Raw genomic sequence first — 16,494 nt, 5'->3', positions numbered from 1 at the left:
GGCTTTTTTTGTCCTGATGCTCCACGGGAGGCCACGCCGCCTAGAAGGGTCGCTTTGGAGCCCTCTCCCAAGAAGGGGCCAGATCCTCAAATAGGCTCGCCGCATCACCACCCCACTTCACCATCCAGGGTTTCACAGGCGCAAAATCCTCGGCCCGCTCCCACACAAAGTACCCCAACGCACCCTTGGCTGGCACGGGATCACACATCACTGCGTTCTCCAGCACCAAACCCATCTTTCCGCCGAACCATTCGCTGTCAGATTCTGAAACGATATCAACCACATCCACCGCACCAATGATCGCACTGCGGATCAGCTCATCGGGGGGCGGACAACGCACACCGTGCTTGTCCAGCCGCCAAGCACCCCAATCATACTCATCCTGTTTCATGCCCGTCGCCGCATGCAGCGCGATGCGCCGACACGTCATCCCGCCCGCCCGGATCGCACCGGCGGACCGGTTTTCGATCTTCTTGTAACCGGCAACGATGGCCCACGCCCAAGGCTGGCGAACGGACAGGGCAATATCGGGAAGATCGCTCATTGCATTGAGTTACGCCGGTCGGTCTCTTTGGCAAGTCAAAGCACTTTTTTGGCTGTTTGTGATAATCCGCACAGTGGCTTCGTTAACCTTACGGTAACTTATGGACATTCTTAGTACACAGCGCCTCGATATTGCGAGGACAGACGACCAAGTTAATTATTCCACAGAGTGGCAAAGGCCCGCCATCATTCAGGCGGGCCGACCCACCCCTAGGGCGACAAACCGGTATCGCCTTTGAAAGACTGATTAAAATACCCGTTCCTTCCCTAAAACAAAGGGCACCCACCGGGTGCCCTTTGTTGCCGCCTGTGTAGTGACTTTATTCCTCTTCAAGCTTCTCGACAGCTTTCTCAAGATCTTCTTTGCTAACGTCTTTCTCAGCGACATTGGCCTGTTCAAAAATGTGGTCAACCACCTTGTCTTCAAAGAGCGGCGCCTGCACCTGCTGCCGGAACTGCGCGTTCTGCTGCACGAACTCAAAGAACTGACGCTCTTGCCCCGGATATTGCCGCGCCTGGTTCATGATGGCCTGCGTCATCTCCTGATCGGTCACTTTGACGTCCGCCTTCTGGCCGATATCCGCCAGAAGCAACCCCAGCTTCACACGCCGTTCGGCGAGTTTCACATGCTCATCCGTTGCTTCAATCTCCGGATGATCGTGGCCCTCAACATCAGGGTTTTCCTCGTGCCAGAGCTGATGTGCGATCTGCTTGGATTCTGCATCGACCAGTGATTGCGGCAAGTCAAAGGCCACTTCCGCATCCAGCGCATCAAGCAGCGCCCGCTTGGCGACAGCGCGTGAGGCACCGGTATACTCGGCCTCCAAACGCTCAGTGATCTGCGTTTTGAGCGCTTCAAGATCGTCAGCACCGAACTTCTTGGCCAGATCATCATCGATCTTCGGCTTTTTGGGGCCCTTCACCTCTTTGATCGTGCAAGAGAAAACGGCGTTTTTCCCGGCCAAGTTTTCGGCCTGATAATCCTCGGGGAACGTGACCTCAACGTCCTTTTCGTCGCCCGCTTTGACCTTCAGAAGGCCATCTTCAAAACCGGGAATGAAAGAGTTTGACCCCAGAACAAGCGGGTAGTCCTCGGCCGAGCCACCTTCAAAAGCTTCACCATCAACCTTGCCAACGAAATCAAGCACGACCTGATCGTCTTTCTTGGCGGCACCTTTCTTGGTCTCGTATGTGACGGCCTGCGGGCTTTCGGCGAGGTTATCCAACGCCTCCTTTACGGAATCCTCATCGGCCTTCACGACCATCCGCTCAAGCTTGATCTTGGAGAAATCGACCTCAGCGATGTCTGGCAGCTTCTCGTAGGAGACTTCGACATTTACGTCGTCGCCTTCTTTCCAATCCTCGTTGGTCATCTTCATTTCAGGCTGCGCCGCCGGACGGTCACCGCTTTCTTCCAGATGCTTGGAAACGGCGCCATCAATGCTTTCCTGCATCGATTCACCCATCAGACGCTGCCCGAATTGCTTGCGCAGCAATGCCATCGGCACCTTGCCTTTGCGGAACCCCTTCATTTCGACAGTCGGCTGCGCCTCTTTGAGCTTTTCTTCGACCTTTGCATCAAGCTCTGCCGCAGTGACCGTGATCGCGTAACCGCGCTTGAGGCCTTCGTTCAGGGTCTCGGTGACCTGCATCTCTCTATCCGTCCTTCGTTATTTTGGTGCGGGTGGAGGGACTTGAACCCCCACGCCTCGCGGCGCCAGAACCTAAATCTGGTGCGTCTACCAATTTCGCCACACCCGCATGATCTAAAAGGGGCAAGCCTGCGCCTGCCCCGATGTTGCGGGGCTTCTAGCAAAGGTTTTTGGGCGATGCGAGCGGAAAATGCGGCTCAAAGCCCCAGTTTACGAAAGACGTTGGGGAGTTCTTCGGGCAGGTCCTCGGCGATCAGCCCCGGCCCGAAGCTGAGCGCGCATTCCGTATGCAGCCACGCCCCTGTTTCGGCGGCTTGCATGGGCTGTAACCCGCGAGCAAGTAGGCCCGTGATGAAACCGGCGAGGACATCTCCTGATCCAGCAGTGGCAAGCCAAGGCGCAGATCGCTCATAAACTGACGCATTAATCGAACAGCGACCGGAAAGGTCCGCGATAACAGTATCCGGACCTTTGAACAGCACCACGCAGCCAGCACGCTTTGTCGCCTCGCGCGTTGCATCCACTTTGGAGTAAGCCGGGCCTGTCGTCGCGAGCGCATCCAGTTTCTCAGCAATATCAGGAAACAGCCGCGCAAACTCCCCCGCATGGGGCGTCAGCACACATTCCTCATGAAGTGCCGCGAAGAGAGACGCATCGCGTCCGATGAGCGTCAACGCATCCGCATCCAACACAACCGCCCGCCCGCTCATCAAGCCCGCCTCTACGAGGCCCGCGCTTTCTTCGCTCAGGCCCAGACCAGGACCGATACAAAGCGCATTGACGCGGTCATCTTCCAAGATGCCAGTCAGATCATCCGCATCTTTCACAGCCGTCAGCATAATCGCATTCAACTGTGTCGCATTTTCAATCATTGCAGCGGGCGGCGCCCCTACAGTTACTGCCCCGGCACCGACCCGGAGACCGCCTTGGGCGGCAAGTCGGGCGGCGCCGCCTTTGCCAACACCGCCGGAGAGGATGAGCGCATGGCCGTGAGAGTATTTATGGTGCGATGGCTGCTTAGCACTCACCGTATCAAAGGTAGTCTTATGAACGCGTCGAGGATCAAAGCCTTCAATCAAATGCACGGTTTTGCCGCTGGCCCCTTTTGCTGATGCTCGCCGATCCATCGCGCGATACTCTTGCGAGGTCTTATCGTTAATCGCAGAAATCAAAGCCTCGACACTGTGAAACAGCGGGGCGTTTAACCCGATGTCCCTTATCTCCACGTGCCCACAGTCTCTCGCCCCTAGTCCCAAGTAGTGGCCGCATTTTTGCCTGTGAAAAGTTACAGTAAGGTCAGCCCTTAAGGACATGCCAATAGGCCTTCCACTGTCCAGGCACATACCGGAAGGAGCGTCTATTGCCACGACTTTGAATGGAAGATTGACCTTCGCCAGGCCAGCAAGGGCAAATCCTAGGTTTTCGTCAAAAGGTCTGGAGAAGCCAGTTCCAAAGACCGCATCCACGACAATGTCGCAGGATGTTGGCCGGAAGTTTTTCTCTAGTTTCTTGATCCCCCCTATCTCCGACCACCGGTCATAATTCACCCGCGCATCCGGCGGCAGTTTCTCTGTATCCCCATAAAGAAACACCTCCACCGCCCACCCTGCCTCTTTCAAAAGCCGCGCCACGACAAAACCGTCGCCGCCATTATTCCCCGGTCCGCACAAAACAACTGCCCGGTGGCTCCCCTCGGCAAGCTCCGGCCATTCTTCAAAAATCGCCTCCACAACCCCCTGTCCGGCGCGCTCCATGAGCTCCAGTCCGGTGACCTCTCCGCTCTCGATTGCGGCCTGTTCAATGGCGCGCATTTGGGCAGCGGTCAGTAGTTCGGTCATGGTTTCAGCACCCCAAGTTCGCCAAATGCCCGATCCGAAAGCGTGTTGCGCAAAAATTAGGCAAACACTACCCTTTCCCCAGACCGGCACAGAGGAAGGTTCGGCGACGAATTGTCCCTTTGCAAGAGAAATGGTCTGACCACTGGCGAAACATCAAAGAGGGGGAGTCGCAGGCGCATGAAGAAAATCGAAGCGATCATCAAACCGTTCAAACTCGACGAGGTCAAAGAGGCCCTGCAAGAGGTTGGCGTGCAAGGGCTCTCCGTCGTTGAGGTGAAAGGGTTTGGACGCCAGAAAGGCCATACCGAGCTCTATCGCGGCGCTGAATATGTGGTGGACTTCCTGCCAAAGGTGAAGATCGAAGTTGTGCTTGCCGATGATCAGGTCGACAGCGCCGTTGACGCCATTATCGGTGCTGCAAAAACCGACAAGATCGGCGACGGCAAGATCTTCATCTCGCCTATCGAACACGCGATCCGCATCCGCACAGGCGAAACCGGCGACGACGCGCTGTAATCCAACACCGGCGCGCAACCGTGGCGCGCCTGACATGTGACAAGGGCATCGGCCCCCGCCCCACATCAACAAAATTCTGGAAGGAAAGGTAACTGATATGGACAACAAAGACGTTCTCAAATTGATCAAGGACGAAGAGGTCGATTATGTCGACATTCGTTTCACAGATCCGCGCGGCAAGCTGCAGCACGTGACGGTGATGGCTGATCTGGTTGACGAGGACTTTCTGGAAGAAGGCTTTATGTTTGACGGCTCGTCCATCGCGGGTTGGAAATCGATTGACCAATCCGACATGAAGCTGATGCCGCAGTCTGAAAGCGCATATGTCGATCCCTTCTATGCGGAAAAGACCGTCTGCATTCACTGCAATATCGTTGAGCCCGACACCGGTGAGGCTTATGCGCGCGACCCGCGCGGTACAGCTGTTAAGGCCGAGGCCTATCTGAAGTCTACAGGTATCGGCGACACCGCCTATTTCGGGCCCGAGGCTGAATTCTTTGTCTTTGATGACGTCCGCTACAGCGTGTCGATGAACAAAGTGTCCTATCAAGTGGACGCGCTTGACGGTGCCTGGAACACCGACACCGAATACGAGATGGGCAACACAGGCCATCGCCCCGGCGTCAAAGGCGGCTACTTCCCAGTCAATCCCATCGACGACGCACAGGAAATGCGCTCTGAAATGCTCTCCACCATGAAGCGGATGGGCATGAAGGTCGACAAGCACCACCACGAGGTGGCGTCGTGCCAGCACGAGCTGGGTCTGATCTTCAACACGCTGACCACGCAAGCGGACGAACTGCAGAAGTATAAGTATGTGATCCACAATGTAGCACAGGCTTACGGCAAATCGGCCACTTTCATGCCCAAGCCCATCGCAGGCGATAACGGCACCGGCATGCACGTGAACATGTCGATCTGGAAAGACGGCAAGCCGCTTTTCGCAGGCGACAAATACGCTGACCTGAGTCAGGAAGCGTTGTATTATATCGGCGGGGTCCTGAAACACGCCAAGGCGCTGAACGCCTTCACCAACCCCTCCACAAACAGCTACAAGCGTTTGATCCCAGGCTTTGAAGCACCTGTGCTGCGCGCATACTCTGCCCGTAACCGTTCGGGCTGCGTCCGGATCCCATGGGCCGAAAGCCCCAAGGCGAAACGTGTCGAGGCCCGCTTCCCTGATCCGGCGGCGAACCCATATCTCTGCTTCTCGGCCCTGCTGATGGCTGGCCTTGACGGGATCAAGAACAAGATCGATCCGGGCGCGTCTTCGGACAAGGACCTCTACGATCTGCCGCCAGAAGAGCTCGCCGAAATCCCAACGGTCTGCGCATCCCTGCGTGAAGCGTTGGAAGCGTTGGAAGCGGATCATGAATTCCTGCTGGCCGGTGACGTCTTCACCAAAGACCAGTTGGAAGGCTACATGGAGCTGAAATGGGAAGAGGTTTATGCCTACGAGCACACCCCTCACCCAATGGAATACAAGCTTTACTACAGCTGCTGAACCCGGCTCTGCACCAATCGTCAAAGGCGTCCCTTCGGGGGCGCCTTTTTTCGTCTTGCGCCCTTACGTTGCGCGAACCACCATAGCGGTCGCAAAAACGCCCCAATTCTCGCCTAGCCGAAACGCATGCCAAAGTATCATCCTATCGACGTCCGCTACAAAGGCCCTTCGACCGCCTATACCGGGTCTGCGAAAAAGAAGCTGAAAAGCAAGCCTAGGCCGGTATCCGACATCACCACGCCAAAGAAATCGCCCGCGCCCGTTCAGCGCGCAGCATCCAGCAGGCCCACAAATCCTTGGGGAGGCAACAACACGAGCGAGCTTGAGGCCTTTGTCCGCAAAACGGTCGACGCCAAACCGCGAAAGCCGCAGCAAATGCCGCTGGCAATGCGCCTGCTTGTCCCCTGGCCCTTCCAGCTGGTTTTGGACCTCTTTCGCCGTCTAGGCTGGGCCTGGTCGATTGCGCTGATCTACCTTCTCGGCACGGTTCTGTTCTGATGGCCAATTTCCACCCGCTCGATACGCGGCACAAAGCCAACAAGCGCACAGACCCAAAGACGGACCAAAAGCCCTGGCGGCAACCTTACGAGCCGCCTGTCCCGCCCGGTGCGAAAACAGGGCCAATCCGTGACAGTGATGAAATCGAGCGGCGCGCCCGCGAAAAAATCGGCTGCGAGGCGGAACGCGATGCGCTGAACGAAACACCCTTGACCGCCAACCTCTTTGGCCCCGCAGCGCTCTATTACCGGATACGCGCGATGTTGATCGGCGAACGCGCACGTGGTCATAGCCCGATGCGGATCGCGCTGCAAATCATCGCGGCGTTTGGATTGTACTTTCTGGTCATTGCGCTCGATGGCGCGTTTGGCATCAATGACTTTCTGACATCCGGTGGTGGTTTGTTCACGGCGAACTAAGGCTTGCCCGCATGCCGCCTGCAAGACAGGCAAAGGTCGCTTTCCTGCCAGAACCAGCGGCGCATCCCACGCAGAATGCGCATGAGGGAAAGGTAGCCAGTGATGAACACGCATTATCGCGACACCCGCAAGATTGACCCGACCCGTGGTGCAGAACTCGGGGACGGCACGCCGAACAATCAGGACCGGGTCGAGATCGGGCCGACGCAGCTTGCCTTTCGCGAATGGGCTGAGGCCGGTTTGACGCTGCCGAACCTGCCTGCGATGCGTGCCTGGCGCCACCGGCGACTGGTGGATGCGGTAAATGCACGCGGCTACGGGGGCGTGTTGCTTTTTGATCCGCTCAATATCCGCTACGCCACTGACAGCACCAATATGCAGCTTTGGAACACCCATAACCCGTTCCGCGCCTGTCTGGTCTGTGCGGACGGCTATATGGTCGTCTGGGATTACAAAAACGGCATGTTCCTGACCAAGTTCAACCCACTGGTCGATGAACAGCGCACGGGTGCGGACCTCTTCTATTTCGACCGGGGCGACGGGCTACATGCCGCTGCGGCGCGCTTTGCAGCCGAGGTGCGGGACCTCATCACCGAACATGGCGGCGGGATCATGCGGCTTGGGGCCGACAAACCCATGCTGCACGGTCTGCGCGCGTTGGAGGCTGCGGGCTTTGAGATCTTCCCCGGCGAGGAACTGACCGAAAAGGCACGCAGCATCAAAGGCCCGGACGAGATCCTCGCCATGCGCTGTGCCTCGCATGCCTGCGAAGCTGCCTGTTACGCGATGGAAGATGCCGCGCGCAACGGCGTGCCACAGGGCAATATGTCGGAAAACGATATCTGGGCCGTCCTGCACGCGGAAAACATCAAGCGGGGCGGCGAATGGATCGAAACCCGCCTTCTGACCTCCGGCCCGCGCACGAACCCATGGTTTCAGGAATGCGGGCCACGTATCGTTCAGAACAATGAGATCGTGGCCTTCGATACCGATCTTGTTGGCTCTTACGGCATCTGCGTGGATATTAGCCGCACCTGGTGGATCGGGGATCAGAAACCACGGCCCGATATGATTGAGGCCATGAAAATCGGGGTCGAACATATCGAAGCGAATATGGAAATGCTCAAACCCGGCGTCTCGTTCAACGACCTGACCCACAATACTCATGTCCTGCCCGACAAGTATCAAAAGCTGAAATATGGCTGCCTGATGCATGGCGTGGGCCTTTGCGATGAATGGCCGCTGATCGCCTATCCGGACAACTGGGTCGAAGGTGCGTTTGACTACGAAGTGCAGCCCGGGATGGTGTTCTGTGTCGAGGCACTGGTCAGTCCCGAAGGTGGTGATTTCTCAATCAAGCTGGAAGATCAGGTGCTGATTACCGAGGATGGGTATGAAAACCTCACCAAGTATCCGCACGATCCGGCTTTGATGGGATTGTAGCGCGACTACCGGCTGAGCCTTACTTGCGCTAGCACACCCATGTGGTCAGACCCAAGCAGGTCACGGTAGGTCGCGGACCCGCCACCAGGCGCATGAACGTGGTCAAGAAAAAGCGGGGTGCCCCGCAACGAGAAGGTCGGCCTGATCGGTTGCGCGGCCTGCATATTGGCGCTCCGTTGCAATTGCCGGACGCTGTTGGCCCATGGGAAAATGTTGAAATCACCGGCCAGCACCACCGGACCGTCAAGACCATTGATGACCTCTTCGACCGCGCGCGACGAATGCGCGTTGGCGTAAGGAAACGGCCATTTCAGATGCACCGACCCGATCCAAACATACTCTCCCGCGCGGTCGATGCGGGCAACTGCAAGACCACGCCCATCCGAGCAGTTTTGATCGGTGATGGGATGTTTTGATAGGACGGCAACCCCGCTCCACCCCGAAAACCGGCAAAGATGCTGATACGGATGCGTGTCGCTGAGCGCGTCAAGCAAAGGCAGATTGCGACCCGATACTTCTTGCAAGGCAATCACCTCCGCCCCGCTCTCGCGCATATCGGCTGCGACGGCCGCCACCTGATCGTTGCGATACCAGAGGTTCTTGGAATAGACCGTGAACTCGCCGTCAGCGCCGCTGCCCCAGAACAGCGGCAGAGTTGTCAGCAAGGCCGCGGCGGCTGTCAGCCCCATTGCGGCCCGCCAGATCAGACCGATCTGCCACAGGCACCCCAGCAGGCAGACAAGCCCCAGGACGATCCGGAAAAGCGACACGCTGTCCCCCACCGGATGCAGCCCGCCCGCAAAGCCGAGCCAGACGCCCAAAGCGGCGCATCCAAGCACCAATCCCAAACCAATCCGAAAAAATCTCATCCTAGTAACATGTCTCACCTTGCCGCGATTGCCTGCAAGAAGAGTTGTTTCGTTTGCAACCCTCGCCCATGTCTTGCGCAGAATTTGTGCAGACAACGCGAAAGGCGATCTCATGCCGACAGAAAAGCTGACATTTCAGGGCCACGCGGGCGACACCCTCGCCGCGCGTCTCGACATGCCGGACGGCCCGCATCTGGCCACCGCACTTTTTGCCCATTGCTTTACCTGCTCCAAGGATATCACCGCAGCGCGCCGCATCGCCGCGCGCCTCTCGGCCATGGGTATTGCGGTGCTGCGGTTCGACTTCACCGGTCTGGGACACTCGGAAGGCGAATTTGAAAATACCAGCTTCACATCCAATGTGGATGACCTCATCGCCGCGTGTCGGGCGCTGGAAGATCGCGGCATGGCACCATCGCTGATCATCGGTCATTCGCTGGGTGGTGCCGCGGTTCTGAAGGCCGCACCGATGATGGAGAGCATAAAGGCCGTCGTCACCATAGGCGCCCCCTTCGACCCCGGTCACGTGACGCACAATTTCTCCGAAGCGCTGCCAGAGATTGTCGACAAAGGCGTGGCCGAGGTCAGCCTTGGCGGTCGCCCCTTCCGCATCGGCAAGGGTTTCGTGGATGACGTGTCTGAGGCGGCGTTGACATCCTCAATTGCCAAATTGAAAGCAGCTCTGCTCGTCCTGCATGCGCCGCGCGATGCGACAGTGGGCGTCGAAAACGCCTCCGACATCTTTCTAGCCGCCAAACATCCCAAGAGCTTTGTGACACTCGACGACGCCGATCATCTGGTGTCACGCCCCGCAGATGCGGAATATGCCGCCGATGTGATCGCCGCCTGGTCGAAACGGTATCTCAAGCTGCCCGAACCACCCAAGCCCACGGATGTGCCCGAAGGTGTGCTGCGCGTAACAGAGGCTGATGCAAATGGCTTTCTGCAAGACATCCAGTCCGGCCCGCATCATGTCTTCGCTGATGAGCCCGCGAAATTCGGTGGGACGAACAGGGGGCTCACCCCTTATGGCTTTGTCTCTGCCGGGTTGGGTGCCTGCACAGCGATGACGATCCGCATGTATGCCCGCCGCAAAGGCTGGCCACTGACAGGCGTCAGTGTCGACATCACCCACGCCAAGGAACATGGCGCAGACGCGGCGGATCCGGGCGCAAAGGTCGACCGCTTTCAGCGGATGATCCACCTAACGGGTGACCTGTCCGACGAGCAACGGGAACGACTTTTGGAGATTGCCGACAAGTGCCCTGTGCACAAGACGCTCGAGCGGAGTTCAGAGGTCAGCACACAGCTTGCATGAAAAAAGGCGCTGCGGATTGCAGCGCCTTTCGAAACTTCAGGTCGTGGCCGTTTACTGACGAGCGCTGCCAACCAGCTTCCAGAACGCCGGGATCAGAAGTGCGACCAATCCAAGCTTGATGGCGTCTGCCACGATGAAGGGTGTCAGACCCACATCAACCGCCCAGGTCAGGCCGTTGTCAGGGTACAGCACCGTCAGCCATGCCACGCCGGGCACGTATATCAGCGCATTCGCGATCAGAAGCGCTACAACCATCAGCACCACCGACCGGTCCCAGCCCGCGCGGGCCGCAAAACCAAGGGCCAGCGTCGCAAGCACATAACCCACCAGATATCCGCCGGTGCTGCCCATCATGTAGGTCAGCCCATTCAGTTCAGCCGTTGAATTCTGAAAGATATCAAAGCCCAGCATGCCGATAATCATGTAGCCCAGGATTGTCGTCAACCCGAGCCGCGGACCATATGCCGCCCCAATGGAAAGAACGGCAAAGGTCCCCATGCTGATCTCAACCGGGCTTCCCGGCACGGGAACCTTGATTTTGGCCAGAATGGCAAGCGCCACGATGCCGAAGGCCACCATCAGCGCCTGCTTGATCCAAAGCGCGGTGCCTTCGGATGGGCCAAATGCCTCTGTCAGGACTTTGTCATTCAATGCAAGCGCCATCTGTCGCCTTCCCCTGTTGTGTTCCGTTGCATGGTTATTGCCCGATGCCGCAACGCGGCGCAAGCGCGTTAGCGCCAACGCCGCGATGCGTTCTATCGCGCCTCACGGCTGTAATGGGATGTTGAGGTATAGTCCTTGCGCGGCCCCATCACGTGCCAAGTCGCCTGCCAGTCGGGCCAATGGCGGAAGTCATACTGGACCCGATAATAGTCGTCACCGCAGGGGTGATCCGTCCCATCCGCCTGCCTGGCTGGCACGAAACTGTGAAACGCACCGCCATCGGTGAAGAACACATCAACCCTCTCGGAGCCAAAAGCCCAGAGATAGCGGCGGTTCGCTGTCAGCGCAGGCCCCGCCCCCATCCTGATCCGGCCCTCTTCTGCGTAGTCCAGCCGCGATGCGCCATTCTCAGAGAATACACAGATCCCCTCAAACACGCCTTGCTGTCTGCCATACCGATCATCGATCACGCGCTGCACCTGCCATTGGCCGATGAAATCGACAGCGCCCAACATGTCATCTCTCCCTTGAGGGTTCCGGCCCGCCCCCTTATGACGCGACCTGCAATTGCTGCCCAGCCCGGATAAAGGTGCCTTTCATGATCCCACGCTATTCCCGCCCCGAAATGACCGCGATTTGGGAGCCCGCCACGAAATTCCGGATCTGGTACGAGATCGAGGCGCATGCTTGTGACGCGCAGGCCGCTTTGGGTGTGATCCCGAAGGAAAATGCGGAAGCGGTTTGGAAGGCCAAGGATGTGGAATTCGACGTTGCCCGGATTGATGAGATTGAGGCCGTCACAAAGCATGATGTGATCGCCTTTCTCACCCACCTAGCCGAGATCATTGGTAATGATGAGGCCCGCTTTGTCCATCAGGGCATGACGTCCTCGGATGTGCTCGACACCACGCTGAATGTCCAACTGGTCCGTGCCGCCGATATCCTCATCGCCGATATGGATCGGGTGCTGGCAGCGCTCAAGACGCGTGCCTATGAGCATAAGGATACCGTCCGCATCGGGCGCAGCCATGGCATCCATGCGGAACCAACCACGATGGGCCTGACCTTTGCTCGGTTCTACGCCGAAATGGACCGGGGCCGGGCGCGGCTGGTCAATGCCCGCGCCGAGATCGCAACCGGCGCCATCTCGGGTGCGGTTGGGACATTTGCCAACATCGACCCGTCGGTTGAGGAACATATCTGCAAGCAAATGGGCCTGACACCCGAACCGATCAGCACACAAGTCATCCCGCGCGACCGGCATGCGATGTTCTTTGCAACGCTTGGCGTGATTGCCAGTAGCATCGAAAACATCGCCACCGAAATCCGCCACATGCAGCGGACCGAGGTGCTTGAGGCCGAGGAGTTCTTTTCCAAAGGGCAAAAGGGCAGTTCGGCCATGCCGCATAAGCGCAACCCGGTCCTGACCGAAAACCTGACCGGGCTGGCGCGCCTCGTGCGGATGTCGGTCGTACCTGCATTGGAGAATGTCACGCTTTGGCACGAGCGCGATATCAGCCATTCATCGGTGGAACGGGCGATTGGGCCGGATACGACTGTGACGCTGGACTTTGCGCTGAACCGCTTGGCTGGCGTGATTGAAAAACTGGTGATCTACCCCGACAGCATGCTGGCGAATATGAACAAGTTCCGGGGGCTGATCATGTCACAACGCGTTCTTCTGGCGCTCACCCAAGCGGGCGTAAGCCGCGAAGACGCCTACCGCCTTGTGCAGCGCAACGCGATGAAGGTCTGGGAAGAAGGGGCGGACTTTCAGACGGAGTTGATGGCCGATGAGGATGTCCGCGCCGCCTTGTCAGCCGATGAAATCGCCGAGAAGTTCGATCTCGGCTATCATACCAAGCATGTCGATACGATATTCGCACGTGTTTTTGGCGATCACTAACAGAAAACTTGCCCCACACCACGGCAGCTTTCCGTTACGTCAACTTGCAACTCTCAAGGCAATGCGTTTCGCCATCGTCGAAAATACAGCGATCGACGAAACGCTTGAGGGCAGTCCGGCATGAACACCGCGATCAAATCGCGGATGGGGAATGTACAGCGCGCTGATCCATCGCATGGGTTGGCTTTGGCGCGGCAGCGGCAAGAGCAGGTGCAGCTTTACGACGCTTTGCCGGCATGTTCATGCAAGCATAAAGCCGACCATCCTCAGCGTTGCGATAGGGTTCACCGATACGCTGTGTTTCATAGCCAAGTTTACGTAGCGTCCGCACCATCGCAACCGGCGACAAAGACATCAGTTCTGTGGCGCCCTGTTCTTGTGCAACATCGACAGCACCATCAAGCATGAGCGCCAGACACTCTGACCGTTCGGCATGCGTTGTCACTTCATCCGAAATCACAGTGCGGGTGATTTCCCACACATTAGTGGTGGCCTCCGCCCGCGGCAGGATATGAGGAGGAATGCCGATCAGCTTGCCTGCCACCGCGTCACGCAGCATGTAAGTATGCGAGCCCCATTGTGCCGTTGTCGCCATTGCACGTGTGCCACCGACCACAACTCCATCGCGCAACACGAGCGAATAATACGCCATCGGATTATCATATTGATCCATTTCGACATCGTCGTCATGTGGGATACTCCACCCCAACTGATCGACAAAGAATCGCTTTCTTAGACCCAAAAACTCATAAAAAGCAGTGCCATACCGGTGCAGCTGCGCAAGATTAAACGTGATATTTTCCATACCGATTTTCTTTCTACCCAAAGACGAAAACGCGTCCGCCGTCCATCCGTTTCATTGTCTTCTTAACCAAGACAACGACAAATTAACGCGAATTGTTCCTATGTGAGAAAAAAAATCAGGTAAAGTTTCAGATCAGGCCATATTGGTTGGCGAGTGCCGCAGCCTGACTACCTGTTTTTGCGCCCAGTTTCAGCTTGGCGTTCTTGAGACGCTGTTTCACAGCCCCCTCGCTGACGCTCAACTCAAAGGCGATCTCCTTCAACCGCTTGCCATCCTTGACCATGCCCAAAGCCTCCAGCTCGGCTTTAGTGAGGTTGGTCGGCGGCGCCGTCTCACTATGACGTCGCGTTAAAAAAGCCTTCAAAAGTTTCACTTCGAGGTCGGTATACTCGCGATCAGACCGCGTGAACGATGCGAATGAACGCTGCGCATCCGCCCCACTGTCAAACAGTGACACGGTGACGCCATAACGCATACCGAAGGTTTGGGCCTGCGCGATTATCCGCTTAGGATCGTCAAGCGGAAGTTCGCTCCATCGGATCGTACCTGTTGTACTGTACGCCCACCTAACAATCGGATCAAAAAGCATAAATCGCTGTTTGGTATAGTGGCTGATCCACTCCTCGGGGAAAGCATTCACCTCTTCCATCGGGAACGCAAAACCTATGCGCAACGCGATGTAATAGCCCGATGGCGCAAGCTGCGCGATGTCATCTGGACCAAGAAGTGCCGTCATTGATATCCCTCAAAGAGCCGTCGTCTGCACATAGCTCTTGTTTCGGCCTGACTCTTATATCTACTATGCCGATAGACAACGCTAAACTGAACTCTATTTGCAGAGCGTCCAGTTTGGCAACCGGAAAGCGAGTAGTAGTGATGTCGTCGACCCAGATTGAGATAAGCGAGGTCTTGGGTGAGCTCAACGACCTGGCACCTGCGGGCTATGCGATTGGTTTACAGATTGAATACACAACGCCAAAGTTCATGTTCCAGACCTACAGCAAGACATGGCTGGACCTTTATGCGGAAAAAGGGCTTCTGATGAGCGACCCCACCTTGGCATGGGGTTTTGAGAACACAGGGGCGATCCGCTGGAACGAACTGAGCGCCAATGACCCGGCTGGTGTTCTGGATCTGGCCGACCAGCATGGGATCAAATTCGGTATAACATGCGCACACGAAACCACCGGGGTCACGGATGGAATCAGGAGCGTCGGCAGCTTCGCGCGGGGTGACCGTGACTTTACAGACGACGAAGTGACAAATATCTCGAAGCGTTTCAACGCCTTACACGAATCGACGCAGAGCCAAGCACACCTTTCGGATGAGACTGTTGCGCAGCTGAGAAAAATGTCGATTCTGGTGACACATCCAGGATCCTGACGGGTCCAGGCTAACCCTTCATTTACGCAAACCACCATAAGAATGGGGCATGAATATTCATGCTCCTCTTGATGCACACACGCAGTTGTCGCGCCGTCGCAAGGCTGCTATGATCGTTCAGATGATTGTGGGTGATGGCAGCCAATTGTCTTTGTCGCAACTGCCTGTCCATCTTCAAGAACTGTTAACGCAAGAACTGGGCGCGCTTCGCCTTGTCGACCGCGACACAGTCGCCGCTGTGGCGGAGGAGTTTTTGGGGGAGGTTGAGGCCATCGGGCTCACCGCACCCGGCACCCGGGACGGTGCGATCCTCGCCTTGGCCGATCATCTTTCACCCGAATTGGCCGACAAGCTGCGCAAACAGACGGCGGATGTACGCAACGGCGATCACTGGCCCATCATCACTGCCTTGCCGGTCGACAAGCTCGTCACGATCATGATGGCCGAAAGCATTGAGGTTTGCGCGATCACCCTCTCAAAGCTGACCGTCGCGAAAGCAGCAGATGTGCTGACCCAGACCCCTGGCGAGCGCGCGCGACGGATCAGCCTGGCCATGTCGCGCACCGAACACACCTCGTCTGAGGCGGTACGCACGATCGGGGCGGCGCTCGCCGACGAATACGGGCAGATTGCCGTCGGCGCTTTTGAGAAAGCACCGGTTCAGCGGTTGGGCGACATCTTGAACGCGACCCGCGCGGATAGGCGCGATGACGTGCTTGAGGGGTTGAACGACGACGATCCGGAATTTGCGGGCCATGTCCGCAAGGCAATCTTTACCTTCAAGGACATCGCCCACCGCATCAAACCGATTGATATACCCAATTGCATTCGCGAAGTACCGGCAGACGTTCTCGGCAGGGCGATGTCCGGCGCGTTGGCGGGCGAAGAGGATGTGCGCGCCGCAGCAGAGTTCATCCTTGCGAATGTATCGCAACGGATCGCGGCGCAAATGCGCGACGACGCAGAAGACGCCGGCACCGTTAAAAAGGCGGATGCAGAGGCGGCGATGTCAGAGGTTACAACGACAATCCGCAGCCTCGCCGACGCCGGAAAGATCGTCTTCCGCGACCCCGACGCGGCCGAGGATGACGGTTAAAACCGCGTAGACAGTGCTGGCCCATCTGTTACGTTCGGGCC

At 57.4% G+C, this 16,494-nt stretch carries 17 protein-coding genes and 1 tRNA gene; 9 read left to right on the top strand and 9 right to left on the bottom strand.

Features of this window, described 5'->3' with window-relative positions; all coding sequences use genetic code 11:
- Positions 1–40 precede the first annotated feature (40 nt).
- From SLH49_RS16770 to SLH49_RS16755, 4 genes are all read right to left on the bottom strand, one after another.
- Complete coding sequence (locus SLH49_RS16770) at positions 41–544, bottom strand: hypothetical protein (protein ID WP_320270306.1); 504 nt, start codon at positions 542–544, stop codon at positions 41–43.
- A gap of 319 nt (positions 545–863) precedes the next feature.
- The gene (gene tig / locus SLH49_RS16765; RefSeq protein WP_320270305.1) at positions 864–2,195 is read right to left on the bottom strand and encodes a trigger factor; all 1,332 of its coding nucleotides are present in this window, start codon (positions 2,193–2,195) and stop codon (positions 864–866) included.
- Positions 2,196–2,219: 24 nt separating this feature from the next.
- A tRNA-Leu gene (locus tag SLH49_RS16760) sits at positions 2,220–2,304 on the bottom strand.
- A gap of 88 nt (positions 2,305–2,392) precedes the next feature.
- Complete coding sequence (locus SLH49_RS16755) at positions 2,393–4,033, bottom strand: NAD(P)H-hydrate dehydratase (protein ID WP_320270304.1); 1,641 nt, start codon at positions 4,031–4,033, stop codon at positions 2,393–2,395.
- 177 nt (positions 4,034–4,210) lie between these two features.
- Between SLH49_RS16755 and SLH49_RS16750 the strand changes: the two genes are divergently transcribed.
- The 5 genes from SLH49_RS16750 to dddP all read left to right on the top strand — a co-directional run bounded on the left by SLH49_RS16750 (position 4,211) and on the right by dddP (position 8,413).
- Positions 4,211–4,549, top strand: coding sequence for a P-II family nitrogen regulator (locus SLH49_RS16750; RefSeq protein ID WP_320270303.1), 339 nt, complete (start codon positions 4,211–4,213; stop codon positions 4,547–4,549).
- A gap of 97 nt (positions 4,550–4,646) precedes the next feature.
- A complete protein-coding gene (glnA, locus tag SLH49_RS16745) occupies positions 4,647–6,053 on the top strand; it encodes a type I glutamate--ammonia ligase (RefSeq protein ID WP_320270302.1) in 1,407 nt (468 codons plus the stop codon).
- 126 nt (positions 6,054–6,179) lie between these two features.
- Positions 6,180–6,551 carry a hypothetical protein gene (locus SLH49_RS16740; protein WP_320270301.1) on the top strand — a complete coding sequence of 124 codons (372 nt, stop codon included), beginning with the start codon at positions 6,180–6,182 and terminating at the stop codon, positions 6,549–6,551.
- Positions 6,551–6,970, top strand: coding sequence for a hypothetical protein (locus tag SLH49_RS16735; protein ID WP_320270300.1), 420 nt, complete (start codon positions 6,551–6,553; stop codon positions 6,968–6,970). The genes SLH49_RS16740 and SLH49_RS16735 overlap by 1 nt, the downstream gene beginning before the upstream one ends.
- Positions 6,971–7,072: 102 nt before the next feature.
- A complete protein-coding gene (gene dddP, locus SLH49_RS16730; protein ID WP_320270299.1) occupies positions 7,073–8,413 on the top strand; it encodes a dimethylsulfonioproprionate lyase DddP in 1,341 nt (446 codons plus the stop codon).
- A gap of 5 nt (positions 8,414–8,418) precedes the next feature.
- Here the strand turns inward: dddP and SLH49_RS16725 are convergent, their stop codons facing one another.
- Positions 8,419–9,282: an endonuclease/exonuclease/phosphatase family protein gene (locus SLH49_RS16725; protein WP_320270298.1), complete on the bottom strand. Its 864-nt coding sequence runs from the start codon at positions 9,280–9,282 to the stop codon at positions 8,419–8,421.
- 112 nt (positions 9,283–9,394) lie between these two features.
- On the opposite strand from SLH49_RS16725, the gene SLH49_RS16720 reads away from it, so the two are divergent.
- The gene (locus SLH49_RS16720; RefSeq protein ID WP_320270297.1) at positions 9,395–10,600 is read left to right on the top strand and encodes a bifunctional alpha/beta hydrolase/OsmC family protein; all 1,206 of its coding nucleotides are present in this window, start codon (positions 9,395–9,397) and stop codon (positions 10,598–10,600) included.
- Positions 10,601–10,651: 51 nt separating this feature from the next.
- On the opposite strand, the gene SLH49_RS16715 is transcribed toward SLH49_RS16720, so the two are convergent.
- Positions 10,652–11,263: a biotin transporter BioY gene (locus SLH49_RS16715; protein WP_320270296.1), complete on the bottom strand. Its 612-nt coding sequence runs from the start codon at positions 11,261–11,263 to the stop codon at positions 10,652–10,654.
- Positions 11,264–11,355: 92 nt separating this feature from the next.
- Complete coding sequence (locus tag SLH49_RS16710) at positions 11,356–11,778, bottom strand: DUF6314 family protein (RefSeq protein WP_320270295.1); 423 nt, start codon at positions 11,776–11,778, stop codon at positions 11,356–11,358.
- Between the two features lie 83 nt (positions 11,779–11,861).
- Here SLH49_RS16710 and purB point away from each other — a divergent pair, with 83 nt between their 5' ends.
- Complete coding sequence (gene purB, locus SLH49_RS16705) at positions 11,862–13,169, top strand: adenylosuccinate lyase (RefSeq protein WP_320270294.1); 1,308 nt, start codon at positions 11,862–11,864, stop codon at positions 13,167–13,169.
- Between the two features lie 133 nt (positions 13,170–13,302).
- Here the strand turns inward: purB and SLH49_RS16700 are convergent, their stop codons facing one another.
- Positions 13,303–13,974: an acyl-homoserine-lactone synthase gene (locus tag SLH49_RS16700; protein WP_320270293.1), complete on the bottom strand. Its 672-nt coding sequence runs from the start codon at positions 13,972–13,974 to the stop codon at positions 13,303–13,305.
- Between the two features lie 127 nt (positions 13,975–14,101).
- Complete coding sequence (locus tag SLH49_RS16695; RefSeq protein WP_320270292.1) at positions 14,102–14,710, bottom strand: helix-turn-helix transcriptional regulator; 609 nt, start codon at positions 14,708–14,710, stop codon at positions 14,102–14,104.
- Between the two features lie 113 nt (positions 14,711–14,823).
- Here SLH49_RS16695 and SLH49_RS16690 point away from each other — a divergent pair, with 113 nt between their 5' ends.
- Positions 14,824–15,357, top strand: coding sequence for an autoinducer binding domain-containing protein (locus tag SLH49_RS16690; RefSeq protein ID WP_320270291.1), 534 nt, complete (start codon positions 14,824–14,826; stop codon positions 15,355–15,357).
- A gap of 49 nt (positions 15,358–15,406) precedes the next feature.
- Positions 15,407–16,453 (top strand): FliG C-terminal domain-containing protein, encoded by a 1,047-nt coding sequence (locus SLH49_RS16685; RefSeq protein WP_320270290.1) that lies wholly within the window; start codon positions 15,407–15,409, stop codon positions 16,451–16,453.
- The last annotated feature ends 41 nt before the right edge of the window (positions 16,454–16,494 follow it).

The organism is Cognatiyoonia sp. IB215446, from assembly GCF_033963825.1.
Classification (GTDB): Bacteria; Pseudomonadota; Alphaproteobacteria; order Rhodobacterales; family Rhodobacteraceae; genus Yoonia.
This window is presented reverse-complemented; position numbering and strand designations above follow the sequence as displayed.